The 14,988-nt window shown below is 73.4% G+C and carries 12 protein-coding genes; 5 read left to right on the top strand and 7 right to left on the bottom strand.

Going from position 1 to position 14,988, the window contains the following annotated elements; translation table 11 throughout:
* Nucleotides 1-4 precede the first annotated feature (4 nt).
* The 5 genes from AB0D94_RS04560 to AB0D94_RS04540 all read right to left on the bottom strand — a co-directional run bounded on the left by AB0D94_RS04560 (nt 5) and on the right by AB0D94_RS04540 (nt 5,751).
* Entirely contained in the window at nt 5-868 is an 864-nt protein-coding gene (locus AB0D94_RS04560; protein WP_362045356.1) for a carbohydrate ABC transporter permease, read from the bottom strand.
* A complete protein-coding gene (locus AB0D94_RS04555; RefSeq protein ID WP_362045353.1) occupies nt 865-1,824 on the bottom strand; it encodes a sugar ABC transporter permease in 960 nt (319 codons plus the stop codon). Before AB0D94_RS04555 ends, AB0D94_RS04560 begins: the two co-directional genes overlap by 4 nt.
* A gap of 5 nt (nt 1,825-1,829) precedes the next feature.
* On the bottom strand, nt 1,830-3,164 hold the full coding sequence (locus AB0D94_RS04550) for an ABC transporter substrate-binding protein (RefSeq protein ID WP_362045350.1): 1,335 nt from the start codon (nt 3,162-3,164) through the stop codon (nt 1,830-1,832).
* Between the two features lie 157 nt (nt 3,165-3,321).
* Nucleotides 3,322-4,566, bottom strand: coding sequence for an ROK family transcriptional regulator (locus AB0D94_RS04545; protein ID WP_362045347.1), 1,245 nt, complete (start codon nt 4,564-4,566; stop codon nt 3,322-3,324).
* A 144-nt stretch (nt 4,567-4,710) separates the two neighbouring features.
* Complete coding sequence (locus AB0D94_RS04540) at nt 4,711-5,751, bottom strand: mechanosensitive ion channel family protein (RefSeq protein ID WP_362045779.1); 1,041 nt, start codon at nt 5,749-5,751, stop codon at nt 4,711-4,713.
* Nucleotides 5,752-6,096: 345 nt separating this feature from the next.
* On the opposite strand from AB0D94_RS04540, the gene AB0D94_RS04535 reads away from it, so the two are divergent.
* Nucleotides 6,097-6,636: an HNH endonuclease gene (locus AB0D94_RS04535; RefSeq protein WP_266936650.1), complete on the top strand. Its 540-nt coding sequence runs from the start codon at nt 6,097-6,099 to the stop codon at nt 6,634-6,636.
* A gap of 116 nt (nt 6,637-6,752) precedes the next feature.
* Here the strand turns inward: AB0D94_RS04535 and AB0D94_RS04530 are convergent, their stop codons facing one another.
* Nucleotides 6,753-9,734 carry a beta-N-acetylglucosaminidase domain-containing protein gene (locus tag AB0D94_RS04530; RefSeq protein ID WP_362045342.1) on the bottom strand — a complete coding sequence of 994 codons (2,982 nt, stop codon included), beginning with the start codon at nt 9,732-9,734 and terminating at the stop codon, nt 6,753-6,755.
* Between the two features lie 250 nt (nt 9,735-9,984).
* Between AB0D94_RS04530 and AB0D94_RS04525 the strand changes: the two genes are divergently transcribed.
* Together AB0D94_RS04525 and AB0D94_RS04520 are read left to right on the top strand one after the other, a co-directional pair.
* On the top strand, nt 9,985-12,006 hold the full coding sequence (locus tag AB0D94_RS04525; protein WP_362045339.1) for a 4-alpha-glucanotransferase: 2,022 nt from the start codon (nt 9,985-9,987) through the stop codon (nt 12,004-12,006).
* A 20-nt stretch (nt 12,007-12,026) separates the two neighbouring features.
* Nucleotides 12,027-12,266, top strand: coding sequence for a hypothetical protein (locus AB0D94_RS04520; protein ID WP_362045336.1), 240 nt, complete (start codon nt 12,027-12,029; stop codon nt 12,264-12,266).
* A 114-nt stretch (nt 12,267-12,380) separates the two neighbouring features.
* Here AB0D94_RS04520 and AB0D94_RS04515 read toward each other — a convergent pair whose 3' ends face one another.
* On the bottom strand, nt 12,381-12,935 hold the full coding sequence (locus AB0D94_RS04515; RefSeq protein WP_362045333.1) for a MarR family transcriptional regulator: 555 nt from the start codon (nt 12,933-12,935) through the stop codon (nt 12,381-12,383).
* Between the two features lie 143 nt (nt 12,936-13,078).
* Here AB0D94_RS04515 and AB0D94_RS04510 point away from each other — a divergent pair, with 143 nt between their 5' ends.
* Both AB0D94_RS04510 and AB0D94_RS04505 read left to right on the top strand, forming a co-directional pair.
* Nucleotides 13,079-14,011: an EamA family transporter gene (locus AB0D94_RS04510; RefSeq protein WP_362045330.1), complete on the top strand. Its 933-nt coding sequence runs from the start codon at nt 13,079-13,081 to the stop codon at nt 14,009-14,011.
* 49 nt (nt 14,012-14,060) lie between these two features.
* Nucleotides 14,061-14,981 carry a DMT family transporter gene (locus AB0D94_RS04505; protein WP_362045327.1) on the top strand — a complete coding sequence of 307 codons (921 nt, stop codon included), beginning with the start codon at nt 14,061-14,063 and terminating at the stop codon, nt 14,979-14,981.
* The last annotated feature ends 7 nt before the right edge of the window (nt 14,982-14,988 follow it).

The following is a 14,988-nucleotide window of genomic DNA, read 5'->3' as shown; positions in this document are numbered from 1 at the left end:
GTCACTAGCCTTTCACTCCGGTCAGCGTGACGCCCTCGACGAAGGCCTTCTGGGCGAAGAAGAAGAGGACGATCACCGGCGCCATGACGAGCGCGGTCGCGGCCATGGTCAGGTTCCAGTTGGTGTGGTGCGCACCCTTGAAGGACTCCAGTCCGTAACTGAGGGTCCAGGCGGCCGGGTTGTCGGAGGCGTAGATCTGGGGTCCGAAGTAGTCGTTCCAGGCGCAGAAGAACTGGAACAGGGCGACGGCGGCGATCCCGGGCCTGGCCATCGGCAGGACCACGCGCAGCAGGGTGCGGACCTCGCCGCAGCCGTCGACGCGGGCCGCGTCCAGGTACTCGTCGGGGATGGTCAGCAGGAACTGGCGGAGCAGGAAGATGGAGAAGGCGTCGCCGAAGGCCATGGGGATGATCAGCGGCCACAGGGTGCCCGACAGGTCGAGCTGCTTGGCCCAGAAGAGGTACATGGGGATGACCACGACCTGGGGCGGCAGCATCATCATGGCGATGACGAGCAGCAGCGACAGCCGGCGCCCGCGGAAGCGGAACTTGGCGAGCGCGTAGGCCACGGGCAGCGAGGAGACCACGGTCAGGACGGTGCCGAGCCCGGCGTACAGCAGGGTGTTGCGCCACCAGGTCAGGAATCCCGGGGTGTTCCACACGGTGGCGTAGTTGTCCCACTCCCAGGTGTCCGGCCACAGGTCCCGGGTCAGTGCCTGCCGGTCGCCCATCAGGGAGGTGAGGAGGAGGAAGACGAAGGGGAGGACGAAGAAGAGGGCGGCGGCCACGCCGAGCGCGTGCACGCCGATCCAGTGCAGGACCGCCTTGCGGCTGCGGCTGCGGCTGCGGCCGCGGGTAAGGGTGCTCATTCGCCTGCTCCGATCAGACCGCCACGGCGCCGCATCAGGAGTGCGGTGAAGGCCATGGAGAGGGCGAAGAGGACCAGCGCGACGACACAGGCGGTGCCGTAGTCGAAGCGCTGGAATCCGAGGTTGTGGACGAGCTGCGGCAGGGTCAGGGTGGACTTGTCGGGGTAGCCCGGCTCGAACTGCTGCCCCGAGCCGCCGATCACTCCGCCCGCCACCTTCCCGGCCACCAGCGGCTGCGTGTAGTACTGCATGGCCTGGATGACGCCGGTGACCACCGCGAACAGGATGATCGGCGAGATGTTCGGCAGGGTGATGTGCCGGAACCGCGCCCAGGCCCCGGCCCCGTCCAGCTCGGCTGCCTCGTACTGCTCCTTCGGTACGTCGAGCAGCGCGGCCATGAAGATGACCATCAGGTCGCCCACCCCCCACACGGCGAGGGCGGTCAGCGCGGGCTTGGACCAGTCGGCGTCGGTGAACCAGCCGGGGGTGGGCAGCCCCACCGCGTCCAGCAGGGTGTTGACGGGACCGGTGCCGGGGTTGAGGAGGAAGACGAAGGCCAGGGTCGCGGCGACCGGCGGGGCCAGGTAGGGCAGGTAGAACAGGGTCCGGAACACCCCCGCACCCGTCTTGATCTTCGTGATGAGCAGGCCGATGCCGAGGCCGAAGACGACCCGGCAGCTGACCATCACCACGACCAGCCACAGGGTGTTGCGCATCGCGGGCCAGAAGAGCGGATAGTCCGAGAAGACGTAATTCCAGTTTTCCAGGCCGTTGAAGACGGGCCGGCGGAAGCCGTCGTACTTGGTGAGGGAGAAGTAGGCGGTGGACAGCAGCGGGTAGGCGAAGAAGACCGCGAACCCGATCAGCCAGGGGGACATGAAGGCCGCGGTCCGCAGGGCGGAGCGCCGGTGCCTCGTGCGCAGGCCGGGGCTGGTCCTCGTGTGCGTGCGGGTCATCGCGGCTAGTTCGCCTTCGCGATGTCCGTGTCGATCTGCTGGTCGGCCTTGGCGAGGGCGGCCGGGATGTCGGCGACGTCGCCCTTCTCGACCGTGTACGCGAGGTCGGTGAAGGTCAGCTGGTAGGTGCCGCCGTCGGCCTGGGCCGGGGTGGTGCTGGACTTGGGGTGCCGGGCGATGTCGAGGAAGGTCTTGAACTCCGGGCTCACCTGGAGGTTCGGGGACTCCAGGGCCGCAAGCGTGGACGGCACGTTGTGGATGGAGTTGGCGAAGGCCACCACGGCCTCGGTGTCGGTGGTCATGTACTTGACCAGCTCCCAGGCGGCGTTCTGCTTCTTGCTGCCGGAGGCGATGCCCATGATCGTGCCGGAGAGGTAGCCCTTGCCGTAGTCGGCGGCCTGGTCGTCCGGGACGGGCAGCGGCGCGGTGCCGATCTCGAACTTCACCCCGGCCTCCTTGGCCATCGGGGCCCGCCACTCGCCGTCGATCTGCATGGCGACCTGGCCGGTGTGGAAGGGGTGCTCGGCGCTCCACTCGTCACCGAAGGTGCTGCGGAAGCGCTCCAGCTTCTCGTAGCCGCCGAGCTCGGCCACCAGGTCCTTCTGCGCGGTCAGCATCTTCGCGAAGGCCGGGTCCTTGGCCAGGTTGGACCTGCCGTCGGCGTCGAAGTACGTCGGCCCCCACTGCGCGGCCAGCCGCATCGGGGTGGTCTCGTAGCCGTGGAAGGTGGGCATCAGGCCGACCTGTTCGTACGAGTCCCCCTTGGGCTTGGTCAGCTTCTGCGCGACCTCGGTGAACTGGCTCCAGGTCCTGGGGGGCTCGGTGATGCCGGCGGCCGCGAAGGCGGTCTTGTTGTAGACGAGGCCGTACGCGTCGTTCAGCAGCGGCAGGGTGCACTGGTTGCCCTTGAACTGGGTGTACTCCAGCAGGGTCTTGGGGAAGACCTTCGCCTTGTCGATCCCGGACTTCTGGAGGAAGGGGTTCAGGTCGGCGAAGGCGCGGGAGTTGCAGAACTTCCCGACGCTGTCGGTGGTGAAGGAGGAGACCACGTCGGGGGCCTTGTCCCCGCCCGCCCGCAGCGCCTGGTTGACCTTGTCGTCGGTCATGTTGCCCGTGACCTGGACCTTGATGTTCGGGTGCGCCTTCTCGAACCGGGCGATGTTCTCCTCGATCGCCTTCGCCTCGCTCGGCGCGGACCAGCCGTGCCAGAAGTTGAGGGTGACCTCCTTGCCCGGGTCGTCGGCGGCGGCCCCGCCGCTCTGGCCCGTACACGCGGTGGCGAGCAGGGATATCGCGGCGAGGGCGCCGGCGGCGGAGGTGAGGCGGCGGGTTCTGGGCATGGCGGTGTCACTCTCTGCGCGGGGGACTTCCTGGACAGGAGGGGTGCGGAGGAGGTGCGGACGAGCGCTCGCGGGAGGTGGTGCGGGTGCGGGTACGGGTGCCAGTGCGGGGTGGAGGAGGGGGCGGGGAAAGGGGCAGCGGGTCAGCGGCCGGCGGTCAGCGCGAGGTGTCGAACACCTCGTCGCGGGTGGCGGCCAGGGCGCTCTCCAGCGCGCCCCGCAGCACCGGCCGTTCGCGCACCTCACCGGTGACCAGCCGGGGCCGGGAGGGGGCCAGTTCGCCGATCTCGGCCTCCAGCAGGGTGCGCAGCGGGTCGCCGCCGGCGGTGATGGCGGCCCCGGACAGGACCACGATCTCGGGATCCAGTACGGCGACGAGCGAGGCGAGACCGGTGGCGAGCACGGTGGCGTACGACTCCAGGAAGCGCAGGTACGGTCCCTCGGGCGTGGCGGCGGCCCGCTCCAGCAGTGCGACGGCGGCGGCGACCTGCGGGCCGTGCCCGACCCGCGTCCCGTCCGGGGCGCCGGGGGCGGCGGGCTCCGGTCCGGCCTCGATGCCCAGTTCGGCGGCGAGCCGCGGCAACACCTGTACGCCGGCCAGTTCCTGGTAGCCGCCGGTGTTGGCGCGGGCGACCTGGCGGACCAGGGGATGGCCGGGCACGGGCAGGAAGCCCACCTCGCCCGCGCCGCCGGTCCAGCCGCGGTGCAGCCGGCCGCCGAGCACCAGGGCGGCGCCGAGGCCGTCCTCGTTCCACAGCAGGACGAAGTCCTGGTGGCCGCGGGCCGCGCCGAGCCGCTGCTCGGCGACGGCGGCGAGGTTGACGTCGTTCTCGTACTCGACCGGCACCGGCAGGGCCGCGGCCAGCTCGTCGAGGAGGGTGGGGGAGTGCCAGCCGGGGAGGTGGCCGGCGTAGCGCAGCTGGCCGGTCTGCGGGTCGAAGGCGCCCGGGGTGGCGATGACGAGGCGGTGCAGGTCGCCGTGGTGCAGTCCGGCGGCCTTGACGGCTCCGGCGAGGGCCTCGGTGACCTGGTCGACGGCCGGGGTGCCCGCCGTCGAGGGGAGCTCGAAGCGGCCGACCACCTCGCCCGTGACGTCGGCGACGGCGGCGGTGATCCCCTGCGGGGTGACGTCGAGCCCGCCGACGTGGGCCGCACGGGCGTTGAGCGCGTACAGCTGGGCGCTGGGGCCGGGGCGGCCCTGGTCGGTCCCGGTGGCCACGACGAGGCCGGCGGATTCCAGGCGGGCCAGCAGCTGGGAGGCGGTGGGCTTGCTGAGCCCGGTGAGCCGGCCGATGGTCGTCCGGGACAAGGGGCCGTGCTCCAGCAGCAGGTCCAGGGCGGCGCGGTCGTTCATGACGCGCAGCAGGCTGGGCGTGCCGGGGGCGGGCGGGGTGCCGGGCATGCGGTGCTTCTCCCTCGTCGCGACGGCTGCTCTTCAGCAACTGTTAAGTAAGTTTCCTATCAGCCTTCCTGGCATGTCAATGGCACTGCCCCCGCAGAAAAACCTGCGGGGGCAGTGGAGTGGGACCGGTGAGGGCCGAGGGGGCTACTTGGTGATCCGAGGGGCGCCGGGCGCGGCCGGCGGCGGGATCGGGGCGGTGGCAAGGGACTGCGGGGAGGCCGGGTTCGCCATCGCCGAGGGCGCGGCGACGGCGGCCGAGGGGTCCGCCGGGGCCTCCTCCTCGTCCCCGGCGGGCAGACCGCCGATGATCTGGATGCCCGCCGCGTCGAAGGCCTCCTTGATGCGCCAGCGCAGCTCGCGCTCCACCGCGAACTGCTGGCCCGGCATCGTCTTGGCGGACACCTTCACCGTCATCGACGCGAGCAGCACCTCGTCCAGGCCCAGTACCTCCACCGGGCCCCACAGGCGCTCGTCCCACGGGGACTCCTTGGCCAGCGCGTCGGCGACCGACTGCACCACCTCGCGGATCCGGGGCAGGCTCTCCGACGGCTTGACCTGGACGTCCACGCCCGCCGTCGCCCAGCCCTGGCTGAGGTTCCCGATCCGCTTGATCTCGCCGTTGCGCACGTACCAGATCTCGCCGTTGTCCCCGCGCAGCTTGGTCACCCGCAGGCCGACCTCGATGACCTCGCCGGAGGCCACCCCCGCGTCGATCTTGTCCCCGACGCCGTACTGGTCCTCCATGATCATGAACACGCCGGACAGGAAGTCCGTCACCAGGTTCCGCGCGCCGAAACCGATGGCCACACCGGCCACACCGGCGCTCGCCAGCAGCGGAGCCAGGTCGATCTTCAGCGCGGCCAGGACCATCAGCGCGGCCGTACCGAGGATGAGGAAGGAAGCCACCGAACGCAGGACCGAACCGATCGCCTCCGAGCGCTGGCGGCGCCGCTCGGCATTGACCAGCAGCCCGCCGAGCGCGGTGCCCTCGACCGCCTCGGCGCTGGTGTTCATCCGGTTTATCAGCTTGGTCAGCGCCTTGCGGACCACCGAGCGCAGCGCCGCCGCGATCACGACGATCAGCAGGATGCGCAGGCCGACGGCCAGCCAGGCGGCCCAGTTCTCCTCGATGAAGCTCGCGGCGTTGGTGACGCTCTGGTGGGTGTCCTTGATCGTGGTGGACACGTCCGGGTTGTCGGCTGCGAGGGGCAGCTGGGCGGCAGGCCAGGACACGCGGGAAACCTCCAGGTGTAGCGGTCTGCCCGCCGGGGTCCCCCGGACGGAGTGCGGGGGCGGATGTGCGGGCAGGCCAACCACACTAACGGGGCAATCCCGCCACCGTTGTGCGGTGTTCGCGGGAGGGCCGCGCCCACCTGGGGATGCCTTCGGCTCCCGTGCGGCGGGTGTGGTCGAAAACACCTCGGACCCGTTACGGGCGCGTGGTGGCGCTTCGACCAGCCGTAAGGAGAGACTGGAGAGCAGATCGTCCCGGCGCGAGCCACGCGCCGCCGGCGTACAAGGAGGCAGTCCGTGCCGCACGTCCTGGTCCTCAATGCGTCGTACGAGCCGCTCGGCGTCGTACCGCTCCGCCGCGCGCTCGTCCTCGTCCTGGAGAACAAAGCGATCTCCCTGGAGGAATCCGGCGCCTATCTGCACAGCGCGACGAGAGCCGTCCCCGCTCCCAGCGTGGTCCGGCTCAAGCGCTTTGTTCGGGTCCCCTACCGGGGGCCCGTTCCTCTCACCCGGCGCGCTCTGTTCGCCCGGGACGGCGGCCGCTGCATGTACTGCGGCGGCGTCGCCACCAGCGTCGACCACGTCATCCCGCGCAGCCGGGGTGGCCAGCACGCGTGGGACAACGTCGTCGCCGCGTGCCGCCGCTGCAACCACGTCAAGGCCGACCGGCACCTGCTGGAACTGGGCTGGCGGCTGCGCCACCAGCCGGCCCCGCCCTCGGGCCTGGCCTGGCGCATCATCGGCACGGGCCACCGGGACCCCCGGTGGATGCCGTACCTCCAGCCGTACGGGGCCGAGGACGCGCTGGAGCGCATCGGAGTCGCGTCGGCGTCCTGACCCGGTGCGGGCCGGGGGGCTCGGCGCCGGTTGCGCCCGTTCCCCGGCCTGAGGCCCGGCCTTCCGGGGCTCCGCCCCGGACCCCGCGCCTCACACGCCGGCGGGGCTGGATGTGGCTACGGCGTGACCGCGTAGGCCTCCGCCGACCAGAGCGAGATGCCGTACTGCGTCGCGCGGCGCTCGGACGTCACCCTGACGAACCGCGTGCCGGGCGCGTCCAGCCGGAGCGACTCGCGGCCGCCCCGGGCGGCCGCGACGGTCGCCGCCACCCGCCAGGTCACCCCGTCGGCGGAGGTCTCGACGCGGTACGCCGAGGGGTACGCGTCCTGCCAGTGCAGGTTCAGCAGGCCGATCCGGGCCGGAGCGGCCAGTTCCGCCCGCCACCACATGCCGTCCGCGGGCGGCGAGGACCAGCGGGTGGCCGGGGAGCCGTCCACGGCCGCCGAGGCCGGGAAGTCCGGGGTCTCGTCCGCCGAGGAGGAGGCCCGCGCGGTCCGCAGCAGGTCCGGGCCGCCCGTACGGACCACCGCCCGCACCGTCAGCGTGCGCGATTCCCCGTTGAAGGTCACCGGTACCTGGTAGCTGCCCGGCGCCGTCGTCGCGGCGACCGACACCTCCACCGGGATCGATACGTTCGCCCCGCGCGGCGCCACCGCGCTCTGCGGCAGGCGGACCTCGATGCCCGCGGGCGGCCGGGCCGACAGCGGACCGCGGACCTCGCCGGGTCCCAGGGCGGACAGTTCCGCGGACAGCCGCCGGGGGGCGCCGCCGATCTCGGCGTCGGCCAGGGCCCCGTCCGCCAGCTCGAAGCGCGTCTGCGGGCCGTCCCCGAGCCACGGCACCACCTGGTGGACCACCGGGGCGGCCCCCGGCCAGGACAGCCGGACGGCGTCCGCGCGCAGCCCGGCCGTGTCCACCTGGGTCCAGCCGGACGCCGCGGCCGCGCCGAGGCCGCGCCAGCCCTCGCCGGGCACGTGGGCCTCCACCGCCGCCCCCGCCGCCCCGGCCGGGAGCGGGTCCGTCATCACCGTCACCGCCGCCACCGGGCGCGCGGAGTCCAGCCGTACCGTCCAGGACTGCGGCTCCCTGGTCACCGTGCCCGTCGTGCGGGTGGCCCCCGTCCAGGCGTCGGCCTCGGCCGCGGCCTGCTTGAGGAAGGGGTCCAGGACGGCCCGGTCCACCCGCGCGGTGCCCGGCTCCGCCAGCTTCCCGCGGGCGGCGGCCAGTTCCCGCGCCGACGCCCAGGCCGCCGTGCCGTCGCCGCGGGCCTGGGCCTGGAGCACGTCCAGCGCCAGCACGCCGGCCGTTCCGTAGCGCGAGAGCCGCTCCAGCCAGGGCCCGGCCTCGTCCGACAGGGCCGGCAGGCGCGCCGGGGCCTCGCGCAGCACGGTCAACGCCCCGCGGAGCTCGGCCCCGGCGTTCGGGTCGCCCGCGGCGCGGGCCCGCCAGAACTGCTCGACCAGCGGCTTGAGGTAGGCCGACTCCTCCTGCTTCAGGCCGGAGGAGGCGGAGTTCCCGGCCAGCGCCGCCACCGCCTCCCGGGCCCGGGGGTCCGGGCCCGCCAGCTCGCGCACCGCCGCGGCCCAGGACTCGCCGGGCCGGTAGCCGCGGGGGTTCCAGGCGTAGTCCGCCGCCGTGAACAGCGGGATGCGCGACAGGGTGCCCTGCGGCATCGCGTTGGCCAGCAGCGCCGCCGAGCCGCCCGCGACCACCGGGTCGCGGCCCGTGTACGGGCCCAGGAAGACCCGGCCGGGGTCCCAGTCGTTGACCGGGTAGTTGTCCATGGTGACCAGCGGATGGCCCAGCGCCGAGCGCGCCCCGGCCAGTTCCTTCCCGGTGATCGTGCGCGGGACCACGCCCACGCCCGTCCAGGCGACCTCCACCCGCCCGTCCAGCGCGCCCGCCAGGGCCGTCCGGTAGGCCGTGGCGCCCTCCTGGAAGTACTCGGTCGGCAGCAGCGACAGCGGGGCCGCGCCCGGCTGCCGGGCGGCCAGGTGCGCCGCGAGTCCGCCCGCGACCTCCGCGTGTGCCCTCGCGGCCGCCGCGGGGCCCTTCCCGTACCGCTCCCGGTCCGCCCCGCAGCCCCACTCCGAGTAGCTGACGTCCGGGAACTGCACCTGGAACGCCCGGAAGCCCAGCTCCCACATCGCGTCCAGCTTGCGCGCCAGCGCCGCCCGGTCGTCCGCCGAGGACAGGCACATCGACTGGCCGGGGGTGACCGCCCAGGCCAGCACGACCCGGTTGGCGCGGGCCCGTTCCGCCAGCGCGCGGAACTCCGCCTGCGCCTCGACGGGGTAGTCCTGGCGCCACTCCGTGGTCCGGTACGGGTCGTCGCCGGGCGCGAGCAGCAGCCGGTTCTGCTTGGTGCGGCCCATGAAGTCCAGCTGCGCCAAGCGCTGCTCCTGGCTCCACGGCTCCCCGAAGAAGCCCTCGGTGATCCCCCGTACGGGCGCCGTCGGCCAGTCCCGCACCAGCACCCCGGGCACCTTCGCCCCGCCCGCGGCCAGCAGCTGACGCAGCGTGTGCGCCGCGTGGAACAGCCCGTCCCCGCCCGCGCCGGCCAGCGCGACCGTGTCCCGGCCGCCGGCCCGTCCCACGGCCAGCCGGTAGCCCCCGCCCGGCAGATCGCCCGCCGCGGCCGCGCCCAGCGCCCGCAACGCCTCCTCGGCGCCCGGGCCCTGGAGCCGTACGACGGCGCCCCGGCCGGGCAGCGGATCCCCGGGAGCCCGCTCGTGCAGGGTCCGTACGCCCGCCCCGCGCAGGGCGTCGCGCACCACCTGGACGGCGTACGGATCGGCGTCGGACGGCGCCACCAGCACGGCCTCGGAGCCCAAAGGAACTTCGCGCGCCGGATCGGCGGTCATCGACTGCGGGCGGGGCCAGACGGCCGGGCCCTCGGCTGCGCTGCGCGGGGTGTCCGCGCCGGGATCGAGCAGCGGTCCGGCGGCGGTGGCGGGAGCCTGGTCCGGCGCCGGGCCGGCCGGGACGGACGGCGCCGCGAGGGCCCCGGGCGGCGCGGCCGCGACGGCCCCGCCCAGCAGCGACCCGATCACGGCAACGGCCGCGGCCGTCGTCCGCTTCCTGCCCCTGAGCTGCACAGAGCCTCCTCGTCCCGAGACGTCCCCCGCTCGTACGAATGAGCCAGACCCCACCACCCGTGCGGCAGGGGTGTCAACGCGGCTGGGTGATCTGACCGGGATCCGCCAGGAATGCGGTCCCTCCCAGTGGGTAAGGCTGTGTTGCCCCGGCGGTGCCGCCCGGCGTGTCCTACGTTCACGCACCCCGTTCATGCGCCACGCTCGCGCACCACTTCCTGACCCACCCTCATGCACGGAGGAGTGCCCGCACATGGACGACCTGGACCGGCTCGCGGCCCTGCACGGCATCGCCACCGCCTACCAGCCCGCGAAGGACGTCACCGTCCAGGTGCCGCGGGCCACGGTCACCACTGTGCTCGGGTTGCTCGGCGTGGTCGTCGACACCCCCGAGGACGCGCGGGTGCGCCGGGAAGCCGCCGAACAGGAGGCGGCCGCCCGGCTGCTGCCGCCCGTCCTGGTGAACTGGGAGGGCGGACCGCCGCCGCCCGCCCTGGCCGCGCTGCCGCCCGGCACCCGCATCCGCCTGGAGCCGGAGGGCGCTGCGCAGGAGGCCGCCGAATGGGTGACCGGCCCGGCCGGGCCGCTGCCCGAGGGCCTGCCGCTGGGCGTCCACCGGATCACCGCCACCCTCCCGGACGGCCGCACCGCCGCCGCCTCCCTCGTCGCCGCCCCCGACCGGGCCCCGGCCGCGCCCGAACGGGCCCACGGGCTGCTCGTCCAGCTCTACTCGCTCCTCTCGGAGCGCTCCTGGGGCATGGGCGACCTCGGGGACCTCGCCGAGCTCGCCCGCTGGGCCGGCCGGACCCACGGCGCCGGCTTCATCCAGGTCAACCCGCTGCACGCGGCCGTGCCCGGGACGCCGACCGACCCCTCCCCGTACCGCCCCTCCTCGCGCCGCTTCCCCGACCCGGTGCACCTGCGGATCGAGGACGTCCCCGAGTACGCCGACTGCCCCGACCGGCAGGCCCTCGCCGCCCTCGCCGGACAGGGCGGCGAACTGCGCCGCCGGGTACTGGAGGAGGGCGGGCTGATCGACCGGGACGCCGTCTGGGACCTCAAGCGGCAGGCCTTGGAGCTGCTGTACGCCGTCCCGCGCACCCCGGAACGCGCCGCCGCCTACGAGCGGTTCCGCGCCGAGCAGGGCCCGGCCCTGGACCGGCACGCCGCCTGGTGCGCCTCCGCGGCCGGGCAGGAACCCCGCGAGCACGGGGACTTCCACCGCTGGCTGGTCTGGCTGACGGACACCCAGCTCGCCGCCGCCCAGCGGGCCGCCCGGGAGGCCGGGATGGCCGTGGGCATCGTGCACGACCTCGCCGTCGGGGTGCACCCCGACGGATCGGACGCCCTGACGGGCCCCTTCCACGCCCGGCACGTCTCCGTGGGCGCCCCGCCCGACGCCTTCAACGCCCGCGGCCAGGACTGGGGTCTGCCCCCGTGGCGACCGGACCGGCTGGCGGACACCGGGTACGCCCCCTTCCAGGACTTGCTGCGCGGGGTGTTCCGGTACGCGGGCGCCCTGCGCATCGACCACGTCATGGGCCTGTTCCGGCTCTGGTGGATCCCGGAGGGCACCCCGCCCGCGGAGGGCACGTACGTCGGCTACGACGGCGAGGCGATGCTGGCGGTCCTGGTGCTGGAGGCCCACCGGGCCGGGGCCCTGGTCATCGGCGAGGACCTCGGGACGGTGGAGCCCGGGGTCCGCCAGGCGCTGGCCCGGCGCGGGGTCCTCGGCACCTCGGTGCTCTGGTTCGAGCGGGACTGGGCGGGCGGCGGGAACCCGCTCGCACCGCAGGACTGGCGGGCCGACTGCCTGGCCACCACGACCACCCACGACCTGCCGCCCACCGCCGCCAAGCTGGCCGGGTCCCACGTCGAACTGCGCGACGGACTCGGCCTGCTGACGCGTCCCGTGGAGCTGGAGCGGGCGGAGGACGCCGCCGACACCGCGGAGTGGCTGGAGGTGCTGGAGGGGCTCGGGATGGAGACCAAGGACGAGGAGGCCGCCGTACTGGCCCTGTACGGGTTCCTGCTGCGCACACCCGCCCGGCTGGTCGGCGTGTGGCTGCCGGACGCGGTGGGGGACCGGCGGCCGCAGAACCTGCCGGGCACCTGGGACCAGTACCCCAATTGGCGGATGCCGGTCGCCGACGAGGGCGGACGGCCGCTGACCCTGGAGGCGCTGGCCGCTTCGCCCCGGGCGAACGCCCTGCTGAGCGCGGTGCGCGCCGGAGCCCGCCCCCGTACGGCACCCCCGGGCGCGCGCTGCGTTTAGGTGTTCGCTACGTTTGCACCGTGGACAAGAAGAACGCTCTGCGCGCCGGCGCCGTAACGGCCGGAACGACGCTGATGATGCTGCTGATGACGTCTCCCGCCCTCGCGCTGACCCGTGACGACGGCGACGACCCGGGTCCGGGCCTGAGCATCGGTGAGACGCTCGGCCTGTTCGTGGCCGCGCCGATCCTGCTGTTCCTGGTCATCGCGGGCCTCGTGATGGTCGGCGACAAGTCGCGCAAGCAGCAGAACCAGGCCTGACGGGTCTGACCTCCGGGTCAGCACCGCAGACTTCCGGGGCGCCGGGGGTCCGTACCGCCGATCGATTCGGCCGTGTGGCGACCCTCGGCGCCTTGTTGCGTCCTCGTCCGCCCGTCAGGGCCCCGTCGTGCCCTCGAAGCCGACCAGCAGCTTGCGGAGCAGGCCGGACAGGACCTCGACCTCCTCGTCGCTCAGCCCGGTGAGGGCCGCGCGCTGCACCTCCAGGCCCGCGGTGACGGCCTCGTCGATGAGGGCCAGGCCGCGGTCGGTGATCGTCACCTGGAGCCCCCGCCGGTCGTGCGGATCGGGCTTGCGGCAGAGCAGCCCGGCCTTCTCCAGCTTGTCCAGACGCCCCGTCATGCCGCCCGTGGTGAGCATCAGCGTGGCCGACAGCTGGCGGGGCGAGAGCGTGTACGGGGCGCCGGAGCGGCGCAGCGTGCCGACCACGTCGAACTCCCCGCGCGAGATGCCGTAGCGCCCGTACGCCTCTTCCATGGCGTCGCCCATGGCCCGGCCGATCCGGAAGATGCGTCCGAAGACGGCCATGGGGGTGGTTTCCAGCTCGGGGCGCACCGCGTACCACTGGGCGGTGATCGCGTCGACGGCGTCGGTGGTGACGGGGCCGGTGGCGGTCTTCTTCGAGGGTGGCTGAGGGGCGGCGTCGCTCATGTCAGCAGTATCCGTTTCCCACACGATCGTTCGCAAGAAAGCTGCTTGACGCTAAGTAGCTTAGCGGTAAGCTACTTGCGAGCGATCTACTGCGAGGGTCCCGTGCCCTCCCGCCGTCCGCGCCGTCCGAGGAGCCACCGCTCATGAAGCGCTTCACCACCGTCGCCCTGACCGCACTCGCCCCCGTCTCCTGGGGTTCGACCTACGCCGTGGCCACCGAACTGCTGCCGCCCGACCGGCCGCTGTTCACCGGGGCGATGCGCGCCCTGCCCGCGGGACTGCTGCTCGTCGCCCTGTCCCGCGCGCTGCCCAAGGGCGCCTGGTGGTGGAAGTCCGCCGTCCTCGGCACGCTCAACATCGGGGCCTTCTTCCCCCTGCTGTTCCTCTCCGCCTACCGGCTGCCCGGCGGTGTCGCGGCCGTGCTCGGCGCCGCCGGACCGCTGTTCGTCGTCGGACTCGCCGCCCTGGTCCTGGGGGAGCGGGCGAGCCTGCGCACCGTACTCGCCGCCGTCGCCGGGGCGTTCGGCGTGAGCATGGTGGTCCTCACCGCCGAGGCCCGGCTCGATCTGGTCGGGGTCATCGCAGGCGTGGTCTCCTCCGCCTCCATGGCAGCGGGCACGGTCATGGTCAAGCGCTGGGGGCGCCCGGAGGGCGTCGGACCGCTGGCCGTGGCCGGCTGGCAGCTCACCGCGGGCGGGCTGGTCATCATCCCGATCGCCGCCCTGGTCGAGGGCGCACCGCCCGCCCTCGACGGCAAGGCCTTCCTCGGCTACGGCTACATGATGCTGATCAACACCGGGATCGCGTACTGGCTCTGGTTCCGCGGCATCGGGCAGCTCTCCGCCACCTCCGTCACCCTCCTCGGTCCGCTCTCCCCGCTCACCGCCGCCGTCATCGGCTGGGCGGCCCTCGGGCAGGCGCTGTCCCCCGTACAGCTGGTGGGCATGGCGATCGCCTTCGGTGCCACCGTCGCCGGTCAGCTGTTCGTCGCCAGGACCGCGCAACCGTTCAGTTCTACTGAAAAGAACGATCGAAACATTTCGATGGACCTGAGCGATGAGCGGGTGCGACGGTAGACCGACCACCGACAGACCAGCTCCGAGGGGGAGACACACAGTGGCCGTCATGGACCGCGTCCGCACCGTTTCGCAAGGCAGCACCACAGCCAAGGGCAAGAAGGGGGCCGCCGGACTCGGCGTACTCCTCGCCCTGCTCGCGACGGTCGTCTGGTCCGGCAGCTTCGTCGCCACCCGGGGCATGGCCGACCACGTCCCGCCCGTCCAGGCCGTCTTCTGGCGCTGGATCATCGCCACCCTCGCGGTCGCCCCCTTCGCCGCCCGCCAGGCCTGGCAGCAGCGGGCCCTGATCCGCGAGCACCTCGGCTACATCGCCCTCGCCACGCTCTTCGGCGTCACCCTCTACAACACCCTCGTGCACCAGGCCGGCCTGACCACCTCCGCCTCCAACATGGGCATGATCATGGCCGCCTCGCCGGTCGTCATGGCGCTCTACGCCCGCCTCGGCGGGGAACGCCTCGGCGCCCGGCGCACCTTCGGACTGCTGCTCGCCGCCCTCGGCGTGCTGCTGCTGGTCGGGGACGGCTCCCTCGGCTTCGACTTCGGCGCCGGCGACCTGTGGATGTTCGGCGCCGCCCTCTCCTTCGCCACGTACAGCGCACTGCTCAAGCGCAAGCCCGCCGAGATCGGCGGACTGGCCTTCCTCATCACCACCTTCGTGCTCGGCGCGCTGATGCTGGCACCCGCCTACGCCGTCTCCGTCGCCGTCCAGGGCGGCTTCGAGGTCTCCGCCACGACGGCCGGACCGCTGCTCTACGTCGGGGTGTTCTCCTCGGCCGTCGCCTTCTTCGCCTGGAACAAGGCGATCTCGGTCATCGGGGCGGCCCGCGCCGGAGTCGTCTACTACCTCCAGCCGGTCTGTGTGGCGGGCCTCGGCCTCCTCCTGCTGGGCGAGCGGACCGGACCGGCGCAACTGCTCTGCATGGCGCTGATCCTCGGCGGGGTCGGGCTGGGAAGTGCCCGCCGGTAGGTTCGGT

Origin of the sequence: Streptomyces sp. NPDC048255 (assembly GCF_040652415.1) — a bacterium.
In the GTDB taxonomy this organism is placed as follows: domain Bacteria; phylum Actinomycetota; class Actinomycetes; order Streptomycetales; family Streptomycetaceae; genus Streptomyces.
The sequence above is the reverse complement of the archived record's forward strand: the minus strand, read 5'-3'. Positions and strand labels throughout refer to the sequence as shown.